The sequence below is a fragment of the Bacteroides gallinarum DSM 18171 = JCM 13658 genome, assembly GCF_000374365.1.
Lineage (GTDB): Bacteria > Bacteroidota > Bacteroidia > Bacteroidales > Bacteroidaceae > Bacteroides > Bacteroides gallinarum.
This window is the reverse complement of the sequence record NZ_KB894132.1, coordinates 71,930-89,543: the sequence shown is the minus strand read 5'-3', so window position 1 is coordinate 89,543 and position 17,614 is coordinate 71,930. Positions and strand designations below refer to the sequence as shown.

Sequence of the window (17,614 nt, the reverse complement as noted above, 5' to 3'; positions counted from 1 at the left end):
TATAAATTTTACTATTATCTTCGTCTGCCGCCACCAGTGCCTTGAGCAACCTCCGACTGTTGACTTTCGTCTTGACTTTGTGCAGCAGGTCGTTTCTTCTCACTGGCTAGTGCCTCGTTCATATTTACATTGTTTCCTATCATCATCATGGCAAGCACAGCTCCAGCTATCTTACCCATCCATCCGAATCTTCCGAAAACAAGTAGTGCAGCCACTACAAGTCCGATGAGACTCAGACCGGAGACATTCCCTTTGCCTACATTGCTGAAAAAGTTCCCCATCATGTTTCCACCGTTCCCGGAGAAAATACCTTGTAGGAACTTGCTCATACCGCTCCATTTGCTGTCTGCACTGGTGATGGCATCATTGAAATTTTCAGTGAGACCAGTTACAGAGTCTTTCACCTCTTTCATACCTTCACCTATATTCGAAACTGTATCTCCAATCTTTTGTGTCGTTTCTTCGCCAATGACAGCATCGCTGACAATACCCACTACGCTTTTGTCTGTAGTCAGTTTTTCCCAACCGATGTAGCCCAGGCTTCCACCTATGGCCGCAGACTTGGTGGCACTTCCTAATCCTTTTAGCGTTTGCTGTGGATGTACTACTGCACCCCCTGCCGATTTAGCTATAGCTTTTATAGCTCTTCCTCCTAAGCTGACTGCTGCTTTCAATAATGCTCCCCAACCCATACTTAAAGTTTGATTGTTAAATTGTTATCCTGAATTATCTTTATACCTGAATACTTACTTTGGCTTTGCGTTCCTCTTCCATCTTTCCTTGCATTTCTGTACAATATTGGGCTTGTCCACCTCACTTCTGCCATTGTAATCTATCTCAGTCCATATATCTGATAGTGAAGTGTATTTGACTGCTCTCGTAAGCCTTTTGAGCTTTTGATTCATGAATTTAAGTTTCGGACGGATGGAAAAGAGAATCTCCAGTCGTTCCTTCTCTGTCATCTTGGTATCGGAGAGGCACAGTTGCCGGATGTCATTGACTATATCAACACTATTCATGATAAGTTCTCTATAGATTTTATTTCTGTTCGAAGACAATGCTACTGCCAAGGCATTTCCGGCCTGGTGCTGGAGCTGGTCATTAAAAGTTCCCAAGTGTTTCACGAGTCGGTCTATTTCATGATAGAATCCATATATCTGTGCCGCATAACTGATGATGCTATGAAAGTTATCCAAATAATAGTTGAACTCCTTTTGCAGGTCAGTTACTCCTTTTGCTTCTTCCTTTATCCACAGATGACCTGTAGATTCCAGAAGCATCATTTGTTCCTGCTGCTTCAGTTCTTTTTCTGCCTTATTTGTGTATGCCAGAATCATTCCAGCCAAAACAGGGTCGTTGCCCTGAGCCCGGAGAAAACTCCCACCCAGCCTTTCAAAAGGGAGGGTGAGAGAAATAAGCATGGCAAAAAACAGCAATAAGCGTTTCATTGTGTTATCCTGATAATCTTTTATGGTGTTACTATTCGTGCGCATCTATGCCACCTGTCCAAAGCTTGACCGGCAATCTCAGCGGTGTTCCTGTCTATCATTCCTGCAGTGGCTCTGTTCCATACATCGGCCATTGTGTAATAACGGATGCTGATGGAGAGCTGTGAAAGTCTTTTGTTGAATTGTGCCAGACGGTCATTCAACTCCCAAAGAATCTTACTGCGTTCCGCACCCGTAAGCATATTGCTTGCTCCACCTTTGGCTACGGCATCTTTCAGGATGCTGTATACAGTGATGAGTTCAATCGCTGTTTCGATATAAAGGTTATTCATACTCATTGTGGCCATTATCCCTTGCGGGTTTTGTGATATGGCTTTCTTCAAATCACAAAGACTGATGAATATCCTTACACCGTCGTCATAGAGATGACTGCATGCTTTAAGTGTGGAGGCATAGCCAGACACGGTTTTCAGGTAGCTGTTGTACTTTCTCTCCCATTGCCTTATCTGAGTAAATTCTGCTGCTATGGTATTTTGTAGTAGTGCCGTCTTCTGCTGATCTTCAATCTGATTCTTGATCTGACTGTTGATAAGCTCATTACCTTCGGCTAAGGCCACATATTCCATCGGATTGCTGGAAACCAATTGGGCACGACCTTCAAGACAGAATAGAAACAAGGTCAGAGCAATGACCGAGATAATCATCCATCTGCTGTCGTAAGCAATACCTTTGGAAGTCTTGGCTTCTGATGATATATTATCTGTTCGTGATTTCATAGATACCTTTCCTTTGTTTGTTATACTCAACCCGTTCACGGATAATTCCTACAACATCAATCCGCTCCCTGATTCCAAATATGTCAAGTTTGGGATTGGAACGATCTCCGCTGAAAATCGAGACAGTCTTCAATCCGAACAGCTGTTCCACGATACCACGGTTTTCACTGAAGTCAACCACCCTGTAGAGTTCAATGTAGTCACTCTTTCTGATGAGTACACCATGTTGGATAATCAGTTGTTCGGATGTGATGATATAGCTCAGTTTGTGTAGATAAAGACAACCGTAGAGCATGATGCACGTCATAATTGCCCCCAGTACCACAAAAGGCATCTTATAGGTGATGCTTTCGTGACCGGCTGCCAAGAACAGGGCACAACTGATAAGAAATGCCATGCCTTGTGAGATAATGTATTGCGCCCAGTGAGGGTGCAATGTGATTATGCTGAACCGTCTGTTTGAGTCTGTCATATCATTTATCGTTTTAGTCCGCTCTTTTTGGTTTCTTCATTTTCTTCTTCTCTCTCTTCAGTGAGAGAAACACCATTTTCGTCAAAGGCTGTCTCAACGACATCGGTCATTGAGTATTGTTTCTTTTCCAACAGTTCATCATTAAAATCCTTATAGCCTTCAGACGGCAGTTCACGTACTATTCCTATTGGATTCAGGTCTTGTCCGTCCTGAACATGGAGCTTTTGAAACAGGGCCTCTTTAAACTCCTGATAGGTTTTGTTCATTCTGTCAGCCGCTTCCTGCTTGTCTTCCTTGCACAGAAAGGGAGAATAATGGTATTCCCATGCCTCATTTCTTGCTGTGTCATAAGCGAGGTAAAGCTTCTGCAGTCCTTCAGGGAGTTCTGCATATCTGTCATCGTCAATGTCAAGCAGCTCTTTGGTAGATGTGATACCTTCCTTGAAACTTTCAATGAAGCCTTTCATGTCCGATGAGACTGATTCAGGGTGCAACGGATTCATCTTTTGTACGATTGATTCAAAGTTGAAGACGAACTGTTTTCCCGCCAGGTCATTGTCAAAGCCAAGATGGAACGTCGCACCGGGGGCAGCCTTGACCACTCCCAGTATCTGTCCGTAGCTGGGATTTCCTCCGGTAGAGACAAATACGGCTGACTTCAGATTCTGTCTTGCATTGTAATCCAGTCCGGAGTCTTTCTTCATTCTCAACTGGTAGAATGCCATGGCATCGTAAGCACTCTCAAACACATATACATCTTTCGCGTCCTTCAGTTCTGTGTCTTTCGGACTTGCCATCCACAGGCCTTCACTTGCATTTGTCCCGGCTGCCATACCTTTTCGTGCAGAGCCGTCCTTACGTGGATAGCCTCTTTCTTCCAAACCGACACATTTCTCAGGATGCCCCGGTATATACATGGGAAAAGAGAGGTTCTTATAACTTGCTCCATTGTCTGCGGCCTTGGAAGCAAGAAAGAAGTTGCGGTGAAAAGCACAACGTGTAGCAAAATCGATTCCTCTTGACTTGAAGAAAGCGTAAAAAGGTTTCTGAGAGTCAGCTTCATCAGGATGAAAACGCTCAACCTTATAATCTTTGATATTGAAAAGCTTTGCATCACGGGTAGGAGCAAGCACATTCTGGTTACGTCGCTCCACAGGAATATTCAATAGCCGCTGACAGACTTTGTGAACAAGAGCAGACTCTTTCATTCCTTGATTGTATTCAGGAAAGAGATTTGGATGTTCCCAAATGAAGGATGTGACAGAATACAGTTTTATCGTTGGAGGTTGGAAACAACAGTTCTTATTGGGCATGACAATAAATTTGTCACCCCTGATTCTGCGTCCATCATTATCCAGACGCACATAGGCAGGATAGCGCAAGCCGTCCCGCTTGTGAAGCGTATAACCTGCATCCGTCAATACGTCTCTGATATTAAGACGGTTTCGATAGTCTTCAAATTTCTGCTCTTCGTTCATTGTGTAGATGGTTATTTAATATTATCTGCCATGTCCTAAGCCGACTCCATGCTCAGCTGCATTGAGTCCGGCATCAAATGCTCTTGAAGCAAGATCCTGTGGTGAATCAACACCTCCTTTGAAATAGACGTGCGGGCCAGGTGCATGATGGTGCTCAACGAACACAGCCGGAGCATAACGGTCTCTTCCGAGTTCTCGCATGACAGTAAAGCCTGCAAGTAAGGCACCTCCAATCATGGCACCTATATTTTTCCCATGACCTGGTGCATTCTTCATGTCCACTTCGTCAAAGATTTTAGAGAAGAGTTTCATGCGATGATAGTCATCTACGGCCATGAACTTGTCATATTGCTTTTGGGTTATCTCGTGACTGATGCTTTCACCATTGATGACAGCGGTCATACGGAACATAGCATTGCCTTTTTCGTCTTGCTGGATTTCTCCTTGCTCGTTTCGTACAGGCTCAACTCTGATGTCGTCCACCTGTACCTCACGTCCGTTTCTTCCTTCCCGAAACCAACCTTTATCTTGGTTTATGTCATAAAGGCTGTTGCCATCCACATGGGCTACGCTTCGGTCTTCCTGCTCCGCAATGACATATTCATTTCCCTGAGTAAGAGGAAACGCATGTTCTGCCACTACTTCTTGTCTGGCATTCAGTTCTGCTTCCACTTCAGGAGTAAGATTCAGGGCTATCTGCTCTCTTGAATTGAGCATGTCTATCGTCAATCTATCTGATAAATCATTTTTGATGACGTTGTTGATGATGTCCAGACGGTTCTGTACAGGCACATTCTTGATAGAATTGTCTGTAAGCCGGGTAACTTCTTCATCCGTCAGGTCGTAAACAAGATCATGCTGGGTAGTAGCCGACTGAATGGTCAGGGTCTTGCTGTTGGCATCAATAATGACTCCATGAGAAGACAGACATTTCTGCCACTTTTCGTTGCTGAAGTATACGTCTGAGGTGATAAGTTCCTTGTATGTTTTTGCTGGTTCCTGTGGACGGGTAGGTATTTCAACAGGTGGAATCACTGCTTCCAATCCTGCGAGCACATCCTCTGAAGGTTGTTGTACCATGTTTTGCTGTCCTCCTTTATAATAGAAACCATAGCCTCCATTGAGTAATTCACCTGGTTTGATTCTGCAATCAGGACGTTCCGGAACCATAGGGACTCCCTGCAGGAACATGGCACCACCGACACGGCGCATGTGGAAGCCTTCCTGATTGCGCAGTGTCCATCCTAAGAATCGTCCATGAAACGGGTCCATCATCATAAAGGCACGTTGTCTGTCCCACGGCAGTCTGCCGTATTCGCCAACACCAATCCGGTAGCCGTGAAGTCCCATCGCCACACGACCGTTGGCATTACGGGCATGGACAAAGTCTCTTGGCATATAGAAGTCTTTCTTCACTAAATCAGCAAAGGTGTTATAGGCTTTTTTGTTAGCCGAGTTTGTACCCCAATCTGCCAAGTCTCTTATCTGTCTGGCACTGATATGATAGGTTAGGAGAGGTGAGTCATGCCCTTGAACCGCCAGAAGATAGTTTTCACCTTGTCGGATGATATGTGCTTGCATACCATTGCGACGGAGGATATCCTGTAGTTCAGGTGATAAATCTCTACCTACTGGTAGTGCATTGGATCTGATTGACATATTGTGATTGATTTTAAATGTTTATTATTCGCCTGTTTCAATCAATTCGCCTTTCCATTCGATAAAATCTTCGGCAGATTCTTCATTGACTACAAGGTTCCTTTCATTACAGAATTCGGTGTACTCTTCCTGCCATTCAGGTGAGTGGTGATTGATGTAATCGAGCCAACCGTATTCTCCACTCTGTACTTTCTGCACAAGCTCGTCTTCTGGATAGTATTTGATATTTGCCATATTGAATTTGTTATTGATGGTTGTTATTTTGGTTTATCGCTGCATCATACGCATACCTTGTTTCTTCTGCTCATTCCAGATTTCTTCAGAGTAGTCCTCCTCATGGATATAGTCAAGATTACCATTTTCGTCCATGGTCCAACAACCGAAAATGCCGAAGTTGTATTTGTCCCATTCCCGTTTGGCTTCTCTGCGCCAGACCTGTTCATTACCTGCAGCGAGACGGATACCCGTATTTGAATTCAAATCGATACCGATGGAAATCTCTTCATCGTCTTCAATGATTGAGAGAATTTCTCCGTTCTGTAGTTTCTGCATCTCAGTACTCGTAAGATGATAGCGGTCGGTAAGGTATTGAATGTTCCTGCCTATGACTGGTGTCGGCACGCTCAGTACCTGTTTGCTATCCTGGTCAAGTTGGAAGAAACATTTGGTGCCGAGTTCGTGGCCTGTTTCGTTACTTTCCAAATGTCCGATGATGGGTTTGCCAGCAAGAAGACTTTGCTTCTGCTGCTCATTGAAGACTTTGAAATCATACTCGTCAAGCTTCGGAAAGAAGAGAACATCTACATTGCCTTCTGGCGTTCTCACAAGGCAGAATCGAGTTCGTGCCTTTACTTCTTCACCATCATCTGCAATGATGTGTACAGGTAAGACTGGAGAATGCCGGCCATTGAGAATATTCTGCAAAACATCAGTCGGCAGATCCTCAATCATCTCCTGTGTGAGTCCAAAACGTTCGAGAGTGCCGTAGGGTATTTCTTTCTCATCAAAGTTGTAAATCATTTGTTACCTTTTTTAATGCGTTATTATTTTTGCTATAACAGTATTTCATTTTCTTATGAAGTACTTTATTAATAGTTAATTCAGAAACAAAAATAAAAGGTGTGATTAGAGAATCAGAAGAATGGGTATATCATACCTTAAGTTTTATATATCATTATGAAAGAAGTATGATTTATCGATTAAAATCATACTATTAGCATAAATAAAGTTAGAAAAATTACTTGCAGTATATGAGTTTCAACTCATGGTAATGGAGATATGTAATTTTGCCTCATGAATATTAGAAATATACTCATGATGGTGCTTCTGTCGTTGATGTCAGGTACCACAATAAAAGCTCAGTTTAATACGGTTGGACGTTTGTATAATCACCCAGCAAACAAAACAAAAAATCCGCAAGAGATAAATCCTTCTCTTGTGGACAGTTTGATATTGAATGATTCTTTGAAGAATGATTCTATAAAAGAACTGAAAGCACGTTTTATGAGCGTTAGCTATCCGTTGTCGAACATAAAAATCAATTCATCATACGGCTACCGGAAAGACCCTTTTTCTGGGAAACGTAAATTCCATAATGGCTTGGATCTTCATGCAAGGAGGTCAAGAGTTTTTGCAATGTTGGCCGGTGAAGTGGTGAAGGTCGGGCTGGATAGGGTCTCAGGTAAATATGTAACACTCAAGCACGGTAGCTTTACAGTAAGCTACTGCCACCTTTCACGCACCTTTGCTTATCAAGGCCAGACAGTCAAGGCAGGGGATACAGTTGGAATTACAGGAAGTACTGGTCGCAGTACAGGAGAACATCTTCATATAACCTGTAAACTCTATGGAAATAGCATAGATCCAATGATAGTTTTCAAGTATATAGAAGTCACTCAACAAAATTGTGTTGCAGCTTTGAATGAATTATAAGCAAGTGGAGTACTGGTATCAAAAGCAATAGATATCTTTATACCATTGTACCCATTTTTGTAAGTCATATTCTTGCGTAGTTACAGCGTTCAACACGTCATAGTTGGTGAAAGAACTGAACATTTGGTCTCCGCAGGTCAATGCCTTATATCTATTGATTGACTTGTCCAACATCGTGTTTTTTGCATGATGGCATACCGAGAAAGTTACTGCGTGATATGCCCCAGTTCCCTGCAACGCAAATGCAAGCATCTGATTACGCCATAGTTGGTTTAGACCATCTTTGAATGGACAACCTGTAAAATCTATTGAGCCTTGGAATCTATTCAGATTCATTTTTAAGATATTCCAGTATTTATATCCGATTATGTGGTAATGGCATTTCTTAGGACTATTGGCAATGTCTACGAGTGTACATTGAGTGCAATTCTCCTTGTATGAGTTTGCTTCACTTGTGTACGCTCCGCATTTTGTAAATTCTTTTTCGCTAAGTTTGTGTTCGATAAGCCATAAGCATAATTTGTCTTCCATGTTATAGTAAGCAATGGCCACATCTGCGTCAGTTCCGGCACCTCTGGAATGGTCATTCAATACCCCACTACCTGATTTTATGTCTTGGCCCCAATATTCAAAACAGAACCCGTGGAACAACTTGTTCCTTGCTATTTTATTGAAATCTGAAGGACATCCAGGAATCTTCTGTAGTATACGATTAGCATCTTCGGATAGTAGTAATGGCATGAAGAGGTTGATACATGCAGTTTGAGAACTTATGGCATGGTAGGCAAACTTATGGAGCTTGTAAGCGAAGTCACTCTGTTGCATTTTCTCTAACAATGGTATTATCGGTTTATACATCATTGCTGGAAAAGCGGTTTCAACAGGAAGAATTGCATCGTATTCATGCCCTCTGTATAAACCTCTTTGTGTGGTTATGTTTTTACGTTTCCAGTCTATGATGTGGATATAAATATCTGTTTGTTCCAAATTTAGATTGCTGGGGAGATAGTACTTTACTCCGTTGATTGTCTTTTCCATTTGCAAATTATCCGATTACTTTTGTTAATTCTATAGTCATACAAGTACGCCCATTAAGTCCAAGCAGACCCTTTGACACCAAATCCATTACAAGTTCTTTTGCATCATCAATACTTACAGCAGTTAGGTTAAGAGTCTCACGTTCGCCAAGTTCTGTGATTACTACAGCATGGTAGTGATGTATAGTATAAATATTCTTATATTCTAAGGCTTTTTCAATCATTCTTGAACTCCAGTTAATTGTAGAGGCAGGTGCTTTACGAACGTTTTTAAGCATCTTTACTTTAATTATTGCATCTGTTCCATCCTCATTTATTTTTCTGAAACGTTTACAACCGCACGCACAGCACCAAATAGGTGGGCGACGAGGAATATTGTCGCCGCCCATAATTGCGCTTTTACGATATTTGAGCATGAATTCGCTTTCTGTCATTTCTCCTGTGCCATATATAATATCTATAATCTCACTGCCACACACAGGACATTTTGAGGGCTTACGTGTCACATTTATAATACGTGGTCTGAAATCTTCGAGCATACTCATATCGTTGCTTTTAAATAGTTTAATTTATATTTTCAAGCAAACCGCATGGTTCACCATAACCAACCATATAGACGAGTTGTCTTGCTCTCGTTATTGCTACATATAATAATGAACGTTTAGATGAAAGAAACTCTTTTTTCTCAAGTACATCCATTCCATTAAAAGGATAGCTGTCTGTCGCCTTTGATGGAATATTCCGTTCATTTACTCCCATTAAAATAACAACTTTAAACTCAAGTCCTTTAAGTGAATGGAATGTACAAAGTGAAATGCCATTGTTAGATCCAACTTTCGATGTCCCTTTTAAGACCTTATATGCAATACCATTAACATGCAAGTGTGATTGTAAGTCCTTCATCAATCCCATGCTTGGAGAAGCGATACATATGTCTTTTAAAAGAATATCATTCTGAGTACATTGGTTCACCCATTCTACAATTTGCATGACTTCATCGTTTGCATTGTCAACAATTTTATATAATGGTGTTTCTCCTCCATGGATGAGAGAGACATATCCTTTTATTGACTCTGTTCCGCCGTCCATATCATCATATACTTGGCCTTTTATCACTCCTACAGCGACACGTTTTATAGGTTCTGTAGTTCTATAATTAATCTTAAGTCTTCGGCTTCTGACACCTCTCACGTTAATACCGGCTGCACTGAAATTGATCTTTCGTCCACTGTATATTCGTTGCATAGGATCACCTGTAAGGAAAAGGTCATTTTTTCCTTCTGCTACCAATGAACGTAAGAATTTAAGTTCTGGATTTGAGAAATCCTGGAACTCATCTGCAATAATATTCGTATAAGGACGAATATTATTGTCGTTAAGATATTTCGTAGTTTCATTAAACAACTCAAGTCTGTCAACTACTTTTCTTTCATTTTTTAGTGCCACATACTTTTCAACCAATTTCCAAATATCAATTCTTTGTTTACGACTTAATGCTTTAGTACGTCCTACACGCTGTTGCATCATATACGACTTAGCATCAGTATTTCCAAAATAGATAATAACGTCTATATACTCATCATACAAGAATTGTTCATCAAATTCTGTCACTTCTGTTTCAAGAACCTCACGCCATAATTTTATGGATTCTTCATTACCGGAATAATCCAGAACCTTATATCCGTCCTTTATTTTGTATTGTTTGGCTATTTCAATTAATACCTGGTCAATATTACTCAATGTACATCTGTTTTGATTGATGTCCATCTTTTTTATCAGGTCCTCAAGGTTTTCTTTAAGTGTTCTTGTATAAGTAGTAAAAAGGATTTTTGCATTAGGATTGGCACTCAAAAATTTAAGTCGATGCAATGCAGCAACGGTTTTTCCTGTTCCTGCACCACCGCTAACTTTTATAGTTCCTTTATAATCAGCATTCACCAACTTCTGTTGACTTGGGTGTAGGAAAATTTGCCATTTTTCCATATCATTATCAAGAATACGTTGAAGGGCTTCATCATCAGTGAGTTCAACAAATCTACGTTTGTTATTATTGCTGAGGAGTTGGTCTTCGTTCTCTTTGACCTGGCCTTCCTCTATTTCAGCTATTATGTCATTAATGGATACCCCATCCAGCAAATTAAAGATATTCTCGTATGCATCAGATGGTAAACAATCCTCCAATGGGTCCAAATCATCAAGAGAGGTAATCTTCATTACCGTAGGAATTAAATCCTCTGGAACTCCAATTTTTAATATTTGTTCTTTCGAAATATCTTTAAATACAGAATCTGAAGACGTCATAGATTCTGTCTCAGTCTTTTCTGCAATAGGTTCAGTTGTTTGCTGAACTGAAACCAATTGACAGGCTTGAGTATGATCATTCCATACCAGACGTTTTCTAATGCCCCAATTGTAGGCAACTTCATGCGTACCAACAAACAATAGATATGCATTATTATCAATAATTCCAATCACAGCACGGTAATTGTCATCAATACGAGCTGTTCGCATCGAGCTGTCATTAAACTGTGCTATTGGCTCTAAGTGCATACCATTGGAAGTTGTGCATTCACGGAATTTTTTCTGGAAATTGACCACCTTTGTCTGTATTCTTTTAGGCAAATCAAAAAGTGATTCATAACAAGTGTCTGATAAAAACAGTCTCATAATTTTATATGTTTTTTATTTCATTAATATCAAAATTCTCTGCTGTAAATATTTTAAAACCAGCAGCTTCAAAGATCGATTCAGAGTTGTCATCAACGGGGTCAATTACAACCTTTAAATCACGGATAATCATTCCGGCCGAAGCTAAAACAATTCCGTCAGAATCGGTTAAATCCACATCACCGTCTGATCCGAATGGAATATTATGGTCTAATAGAACATCTACTATATGTTCCAGTCCAGGATAGTACATCTTTATCTCATCCCGGTCGACAGCAACCATATCCGTGTCTGTAATAGATTCAGCCTTTGTTGTATTAGAGAAGAATTGCAGTAAATTATATCGTCTCCAAAATCCGATCCATTCATCTTTATCAATATCCGGATAAATCTGTTGCAGATTCCAGTTATATGATATACCCTTATCAATTTCTTCAGCAACTTCCTCGTCTGTTGAGAAATCGGTAAGTTCGTCATAGCAACTTTCATCTATCGTTATTTCACCTTGATAAAGTGCACCTCCATGTCCCATAAAGTTTTCTGCATCGGCGATACATCCAAAAGCGGTTTCTCTGATATATCCCATCTGAGGATTTTTTAAGAACTCAATTAAACGGGTAATTGAATTAAGTCCCAAAGAATCCTCCTTGTCATTTTCAAATAGCTGAATATCTTCCCATGTCATCGTCCATGAAAATATCCTATGCGTTTTAGAATCACGTATTCCATCGCGTTTTTCTTTATCGCCATAGAATCTCATGTTCGGAGCCTGAGCATGATAGGTGTAACCATCAAGAAATATAGCCCACATAGGCAATTTATCAATCTCCTTAAAATCATTACCGTTAATTCTTGCAGACATGCAAATAATCTGAAAATCTGCAACGGTATAATGTTTTACTCCATAGTGACCACCAAGTGCAAACTGAGGAATGATATAATATCGAATATCATTTTCTCCATCCATAATTCTTAATTCATAGCGATAAGAGTCAGCGTCTGGTACTTTCTCAAAATTCCATTTATTGGTGCGGGCTACAGTCTTAATGGAATCAATAAATTTCAATTCCAATTCACTGTCTTCCGCCACGCCTGTCTGTGATATGGTTCCTACATAACCCGGCAGCGTTTCCCATGATTTTGTATGTTCTATGAGTTTTTCAAACAAAGCTTCAGCCTGTTCTCTGCTGAACAACTCTCTATTGTATTGGTTTCCGTATGTAAGAATACAATGATAGCAACCGTCTTTGCCTTCATATTGGCATTGACAATCGTGAATTTTATCGTATGCATACTGCAACAATTTGGAAAATTCTTCTGTATTATAAAGTGTTGAAAGGTAACCGGTACCACCGGGTATTGTGTCATACATTACCAGATAGTAATCCTTCTTCATGGTAGCCAGATTCATTTCTGAATATGAATCTATCCTGATATGTTCAGGCGACGATTTATAATAAGCTTTCAACCCTAATTGAATACCTGACTTAAACATCTCTACAGCCGATGATGCATCCATTATCTGGATAGGTAGCAGAATCTTGATGGCCTCAGTTTGCATGTGACGATAAAGATAAAGAGTTTCAAAAACCTCGTTTTTTGTATCATCGGCAAAAGAAATGTCTTTATGCGTACAGAATCTATAATGTTGCTCATCATTTGACGTCCCACTAATCAATGGCGTAGATTTACCACAGTACCGGCAAGTTATAAAGCCATTTTGAGAGACATTGGCATCATTATTGACTTCCACTTTACTTCCCGATTGCATCTTCATTCCATAATTCACTTCATAGAGTTCCATATTATTGCAGAACTCAATACCAAATCCAACTCCTTTAATAGCGTAGGAGGTGGTAGCTCCCAAATGATGGAATATATAATGACGCTTTATAATGTAGTTTTCACTTTCTCTTTCTTCCTTCGAATCATCCAATGCCGCATCATTGCTATACATTACACTTCGTGCGCCGGTAAATTTCAATATATTATGTTTGTTTATACCCCACGAAGGATCACCGCACTTAGGACAGGTGGCCTGATTAAATCCGTCTTCTCCTTTCAGTGAAATACAGTCACACTTGGAACAGAATTTTATTTCAGTCAAAGAATCCTTCCAATCAAATGTATTGAGGCCACTGACATTCAAATTAAATCTTTGAGTATAAAAATGATTACCAGGCGCTAATTCTTTAATTCCTTGAGATGCAGACCGGGTCAGTTCAAAAGTCCTTGGCTCAGTTATATTTCCTTCTTTATCACATTTCTCCCTTGAAGCATATACGCTTGCATGTAACTTAACCCCAGTTTCAGGAAAAGCATAATTGGGCAGAAGGCCGATATTTGTCATGAATTCAATGACACTATCACTCATTATCTGGCGATATTGTATTCTTGAAGCCTTAATTAATTCCTCTATCTGCTTTGATGCAGGATCATTTGTAGCTATATGTTTTTTCTGTTCATTGTATTGTTCAAGTTCTTTTCCAAGGAAATGAAGCTTGTTTGACAACATAGCAAAATCCGAAATGATACGATTATAGAAAGTACCATCATCCAATGTCTCAAACAAATTCTTAAGTGCGTCCTGAGTTTTATCTTCATATTGAATATTGAATTCAGAACGTAATGTGGTCTTATGGTTTTTAATAAATTCTATGATTCTATTGATAACAAATGTAGGGTCATTGAATATGTTATCATTCAGTAAATGAAGTTCACGAATCTTTTCTGGCAATGTATTGTTCACATCTGCTGAAGTCCACGTATCAATGCAGTATGCTAAGAAATGTCTTCTAAGAATATCTTTTGCTTCGAGGAAACATCCAGGCGTACTAATTTCTCCTTGCATCATCTCCAATGGATAGGTATAATAATACATATCATGTGGTTCGGATGCATGACAATAATTCAATACTAATGCAGCTCCTTCCTTACGTCCGGCTCGGCCGATACGTTGTAAAAAATTACTTGGTTTAGGTGGCACGTTCGTATTGCCCACTACATTCAAATCACCAATATCTATACCCATCTCAAGTGTGGATGTTGCAGAAAGGACATTTACCGAATTACTGTGCGGATGTTCTTTGAAATCCTTTTCTAAAGCCTCTCTGTCATGTCGGTCAAGCAATCCCGTATGTTCGTGTGCATGAACACGTGGTGAAATATTTCTATTATAGACCTGCTGATAATAGTTCAATTCAGGTTTGATCTCCTCAGAATATGTTCCCTTGCATTTATAATCCAGACAATGTGTCCCTTCTGCCCATTCATCCTCAGCAGCGACGCATAGTCTGGACTGACACAGGTCGCATTGTATATGTTTCACATTTTTACTGACCCATATATGCTCCGGATTTATAGCATAATTACCTCCACCTTGTTCCTCTTTGTTAAGCAAACCAACTTCAGTCATGACATCAAACAATCTGCGCATAAAATCATTGAATAGAGAGGAGTTTTTTGCTATCCATGGATCATTAAAGACTTCGAAAGAATAATTGCTGTACCAGGTATTTTTGTTGTCAGAACGCATTACTGCCATGTCAAGCATCTCGTGGTTCTTGCCTGTATGCACAACTCCAACGAGTTTCGGAAATTGCATACTTCCACCGAGAGTCTTGTTCAGGAAATGACGGTTATCCCGATTCCAGTTCAAGGCCCATTGTGTAAGGTTTTCCTTGCGGTATTTTTCAAGGAAAGGATGGTCAACTGCACCATGAGTCCTCATTCTCTGCAATATGCCATATACAAAATGGATGAATCCGGATTCATTGCTCCAGATATTTTCCATGTTATTATCCTTTAACCAATGCTCCATAGCCTGATAGACATGTCGCAAAATCTCAGTTTTGAAATAGGTAGCAGAAGCTCCTGTTTTTTCAAGCGTTCTACCCAATTGAGCAGTCAATCCAAACTCACTAAGAATCTCCCAGTCCACACGCAAATCAAACTCTTTTTTGAAGCTATCCATAAAATAGCTACCTTCTCCTCCAGTTCTATAATTCTTCCGAAGGTCTATATGTTTAGCCAAATCAGCCGGTAAGAAACGATTGTAATACTCGTCATCTGTTAATCGGGCATGCCAATACGATTTAAAACCTTTTTGTAACTCAATCAAATTTACAGGCTTTTCGAGCGTATTAATATATTTCTGCATAGACTGCCGGAACAGAAAACGGTAAGTACGTGCTTCATAGAAACCAGCCTGGTATGCTGCATCCTGTACACTATTGGTAAATACCAATATTTTACGTTCTTGGGCATTTGCATTATCAAAATCACTTGACAAAACTTGACTTATTGCCACACTGGACAGGGTTGATGTTCTACCACCTATTTGACAGATCGTATCACTGCCATTACATTCGGGGCAATTTCGGGTGAATTTTTGATTCCCGTTTTTGTTGGATGTGGTCTTGCTGCATACTCTTAACCGTATGGTGTCACTGTCGCTGAGACTTACTTCAGTAAGATCTTTTAGTTTAACATATTTTGTAATATTAACTGCATTCTCACTAATATAGTCATCCACAGCCTCATGTCTTTTCATCTCAGTATTGAGCAGATAAACCTCTTTTTCCCGTTCTGCAAAAGCCGTATTGACGGTTTTTACATCAGAGCAATATCTGTCATCGGTAGCAAGCCTGCGACTTATCCAGCCACTTGCACCACAATCTCTGCAAAAATACATTGGAAGAGCAATCCTCTCATCATCTTTATTCAAATTTCCCCTCCAGACGAACTCCGGTTCTTTTTGTACATAGCGCAGTATTCCACTTAATTCACGTTGCCATAACTGGACTTGAAGATACATTAAGGGTATAGTTTTCCCATTAGCCAACAGACGTTTAGAATAGGCAATTAAAGCCAAAAGATTTTCTATCGCTATTTTACAGGTCTTTTCATTATGTTGCTGTCTAAGTCTGCGAAACTCAGTATTATCTTCAAGTTTATTTTGAATTTCATCAATAGACAGAATTCCATCTTTAAGAACAAAAAGAAGATCCCTTACTATACCCATTCTGCGAAGAGATATACCAGCCTCAATAGGAGAGGCTTCACTATTCTTCAACCAGTATTTACATATACGCCTGATATAAGTGTCGACCGTATCATCGTTTTGGAATACGCATTCTTTTATCAGTTTTCCGTCTGGAATGCCATTTGAAACAACATCTACATAATCATCCACGGCAATACGATGTTCCTCAATTACATTTTCTTCAAGGAATGTTTCTCCAAACACATTCATAGCGTACTCGCATAAACATGCCTTGCTGTCGGAACCACTGCCGATTGTTGCAGATGTACCGATGGGGCATAATAAGCCTTTAGGAATATGGAGCTTTAATTTCAATCTTCTTATCAGATTCGCCACATCAGTACCTTGTGCTCCATCATATGTATGTAGTTCATCGAGCACAATGAATCGGAGAGCCTTCTGTTCCGTTTCGATATTCCCTTTCCATAACGACATGAATTTTTGTCGCATAAGTCCGTAATCCAACATTTTGAAGTTAGTGAGAAGAATATCCGGAACCGTATCGAGGATAGCATCCCGATTTTCAATAATATGGTCAGAACCCATTGTGCGTGGATATTCTTTCGCATCAATTCCTTCACCCACAAAAAGACCGGCAGTTACTTTATCCTTGAGGCGAGGGTCATTCCATATTGTCTCGGCCAAACGTTTGGCCTGATCGCTGGCAAGTGCATTCATCGGATACATGATAATAACCTTTACACCTATTTGGCGTTCATACTGATTACAATGGTAACAGTAATCCAGAATAGGATACAAGAAGCACTCTGTCTTACCAGAGCCCGTACCTGTTGTAAGAAGTGTGGGTTCCGGCCTATGACCGTTCTTCATGCTAAGTTGCCGAAAAGCCTGTAACTGATGCTTATAAGGAGGGAATGAAGGAGTTATATCTAATGGAATATTGGCACATTCCTCTTCTGTAGCCGACACAAAAGGAGGTTTCAAAGAGACGAAAGGCCCTTTGAACAATCCATCATTCTTATCCTCTATAAAGCGATAGAACGCATCGCTTACATCCTTTTCTTTGAATTGGTATGTAGCTTTTATATATTCGATGACTGAGTCACGTACTTCGCGTGCTTGTTGTAGTGGTAACATATT

Annotated in this window: 13 protein-coding genes; 1 reads left to right on the top strand and 12 read right to left on the bottom strand. The window is 40.1% G+C overall.

The window, feature by feature from the left end; translation table 11 throughout:
* Positions 1 to 14 precede the first annotated feature (14 nt).
* From C233_RS0111595 to C233_RS0111560, 8 genes are read right to left on the bottom strand one after another with little or no spacing between them, the layout of a single operon-like run.
* The gene (locus C233_RS0111595; protein ID WP_018667757.1) at positions 15 to 692 is read right to left on the bottom strand and encodes a hypothetical protein; all 678 of its coding nucleotides are present in this window, start codon (positions 690 to 692) and stop codon (positions 15 to 17) included.
* 54 nt (positions 693 to 746) lie between these two features.
* A complete protein-coding gene (locus C233_RS0111590; RefSeq protein ID WP_018667756.1) occupies positions 747 to 1,448 on the bottom strand; it encodes a hypothetical protein in 702 nt (233 codons plus the stop codon).
* A 20-nt stretch (positions 1,449 to 1,468) separates the two neighbouring features.
* Positions 1,469 to 2,224, bottom strand: coding sequence for a hypothetical protein (locus tag C233_RS0111585; RefSeq protein ID WP_018667755.1), 756 nt, complete (start codon positions 2,222 to 2,224; stop codon positions 1,469 to 1,471).
* The gene (locus C233_RS0111580; protein WP_018667754.1) at positions 2,205 to 2,696 is read right to left on the bottom strand and encodes a PH domain-containing protein; all 492 of its coding nucleotides are present in this window, start codon (positions 2,694 to 2,696) and stop codon (positions 2,205 to 2,207) included. The genes C233_RS0111585 and C233_RS0111580 overlap by 20 nt, the downstream gene beginning before the upstream one ends.
* A 5-nt stretch (positions 2,697 to 2,701) precedes the next feature.
* Entirely contained in the window at positions 2,702 to 4,174 is a 1,473-nt protein-coding gene (locus tag C233_RS0111575; RefSeq protein WP_018667753.1) for a toprim domain-containing protein, read from the bottom strand.
* 21 nt (positions 4,175 to 4,195) lie between these two features.
* The gene (locus tag C233_RS0111570; RefSeq protein ID WP_025068755.1) at positions 4,196 to 5,833 is read right to left on the bottom strand and encodes a hypothetical protein; all 1,638 of its coding nucleotides are present in this window, start codon (positions 5,831 to 5,833) and stop codon (positions 4,196 to 4,198) included.
* A gap of 24 nt (positions 5,834 to 5,857) precedes the next feature.
* The gene (locus tag C233_RS0111565) at positions 5,858 to 6,067 is read right to left on the bottom strand and encodes a hypothetical protein (RefSeq protein WP_018667751.1); all 210 of its coding nucleotides are present in this window, start codon (positions 6,065 to 6,067) and stop codon (positions 5,858 to 5,860) included.
* Between the two features lie 33 nt (positions 6,068 to 6,100).
* Entirely contained in the window at positions 6,101 to 6,853 is a 753-nt protein-coding gene (locus C233_RS0111560) for a DUF4099 domain-containing protein (protein ID WP_018667750.1), read from the bottom strand.
* Between the two features lie 279 nt (positions 6,854 to 7,132).
* Here C233_RS0111560 and C233_RS0111555 point away from each other — a divergent pair, with 279 nt between their 5' ends.
* Positions 7,133 to 7,765 (top strand): M23 family metallopeptidase, encoded by a 633-nt coding sequence (locus C233_RS0111555; protein ID WP_025068754.1) that lies wholly within the window; start codon positions 7,133 to 7,135, stop codon positions 7,763 to 7,765.
* Between the two features lie 18 nt (positions 7,766 to 7,783).
* Here the strand turns inward: C233_RS0111555 and C233_RS22670 are convergent, their stop codons facing one another.
* From C233_RS22670 to C233_RS0111535, 4 genes are read right to left on the bottom strand one after another with little or no spacing between them, the layout of a single operon-like run.
* Positions 7,784 to 8,803: a PGN_0703 family putative restriction endonuclease gene (locus C233_RS22670; RefSeq protein WP_018667748.1), complete on the bottom strand. Its 1,020-nt coding sequence runs from the start codon at positions 8,801 to 8,803 to the stop codon at positions 7,784 to 7,786.
* 7 nt (positions 8,804 to 8,810) lie between these two features.
* The gene (locus C233_RS0111545) at positions 8,811 to 9,347 is read right to left on the bottom strand and encodes a hypothetical protein (protein ID WP_128081908.1); all 537 of its coding nucleotides are present in this window, start codon (positions 9,345 to 9,347) and stop codon (positions 8,811 to 8,813) included.
* 19 nt (positions 9,348 to 9,366) lie between these two features.
* Entirely contained in the window at positions 9,367 to 11,469 is a 2,103-nt protein-coding gene (locus C233_RS0111540) for a 3'-5' exonuclease (RefSeq protein ID WP_025068753.1), read from the bottom strand.
* A 4-nt stretch (positions 11,470 to 11,473) separates the two neighbouring features.
* Positions 11,474 to 17,611 (bottom strand): DEAD/DEAH box helicase, encoded by a 6,138-nt coding sequence (locus C233_RS0111535; protein ID WP_018667745.1) that lies wholly within the window; start codon positions 17,609 to 17,611, stop codon positions 11,474 to 11,476.
* Positions 17,612 to 17,614 lie beyond the last annotated feature (3 nt).

Excerpts from the sequence above, each read along its gene's own strand:
- C233_RS0111595 (WP_018667757.1), bottom strand. The coding sequence starts at position 692 with ATGGGTTGGGGAGCATTATTGAAAGCAGCAGTCAGCTTAGGAGGAAGA.
- C233_RS0111590 (WP_018667756.1), bottom strand. The coding sequence starts at position 1,448 with ATGAAACGCTTATTGCTGTTTTTTGCCATGCTTATTTCTCTCACCCTC.
- C233_RS0111585 (WP_018667755.1), bottom strand. The coding sequence starts at position 2,224 with ATGAAATCACGAACAGATAATATATCATCAGAAGCCAAGACTTCCAAA.
- C233_RS0111580 (WP_018667754.1), bottom strand. The coding sequence starts at position 2,696 with ATGACAGACTCAAACAGACGGTTCAGCATAATCACATTGCACCCTCAC.
- C233_RS0111575 (WP_018667753.1), bottom strand. The coding sequence starts at position 4,174 with ATGAACGAAGAGCAGAAATTTGAAGACTATCGAAACCGTCTTAATATC.
- C233_RS0111570 (WP_025068755.1), bottom strand. The coding sequence starts at position 5,833 with ATGTCAATCAGATCCAATGCACTACCAGTAGGTAGAGATTTATCACCT.
- C233_RS0111565 (WP_018667751.1), bottom strand. The coding sequence starts at position 6,067 with ATGGCAAATATCAAATACTATCCAGAAGACGAGCTTGTGCAGAAAGTA.
- C233_RS0111560 (WP_018667750.1), bottom strand. The coding sequence starts at position 6,853 with ATGATTTACAACTTTGATGAGAAAGAAATACCCTACGGCACTCTCGAA.
- C233_RS22670 (WP_018667748.1), bottom strand. The coding sequence starts at position 8,803 with ATGGAAAAGACAATCAACGGAGTAAAGTACTATCTCCCCAGCAATCTA.
- C233_RS0111545 (WP_128081908.1), bottom strand. The coding sequence starts at position 9,347 with ATGAGTATGCTCGAAGATTTCAGACCACGTATTATAAATGTGACACGT.
- C233_RS0111540 (WP_025068753.1), bottom strand. The coding sequence starts at position 11,469 with ATGAGACTGTTTTTATCAGACACTTGTTATGAATCACTTTTTGATTTG.
- C233_RS0111535 (WP_018667745.1), bottom strand. The coding sequence starts at position 17,611 with ATGTTACCACTACAACAAGCACGCGAAGTACGTGACTCAGTCATCGAA.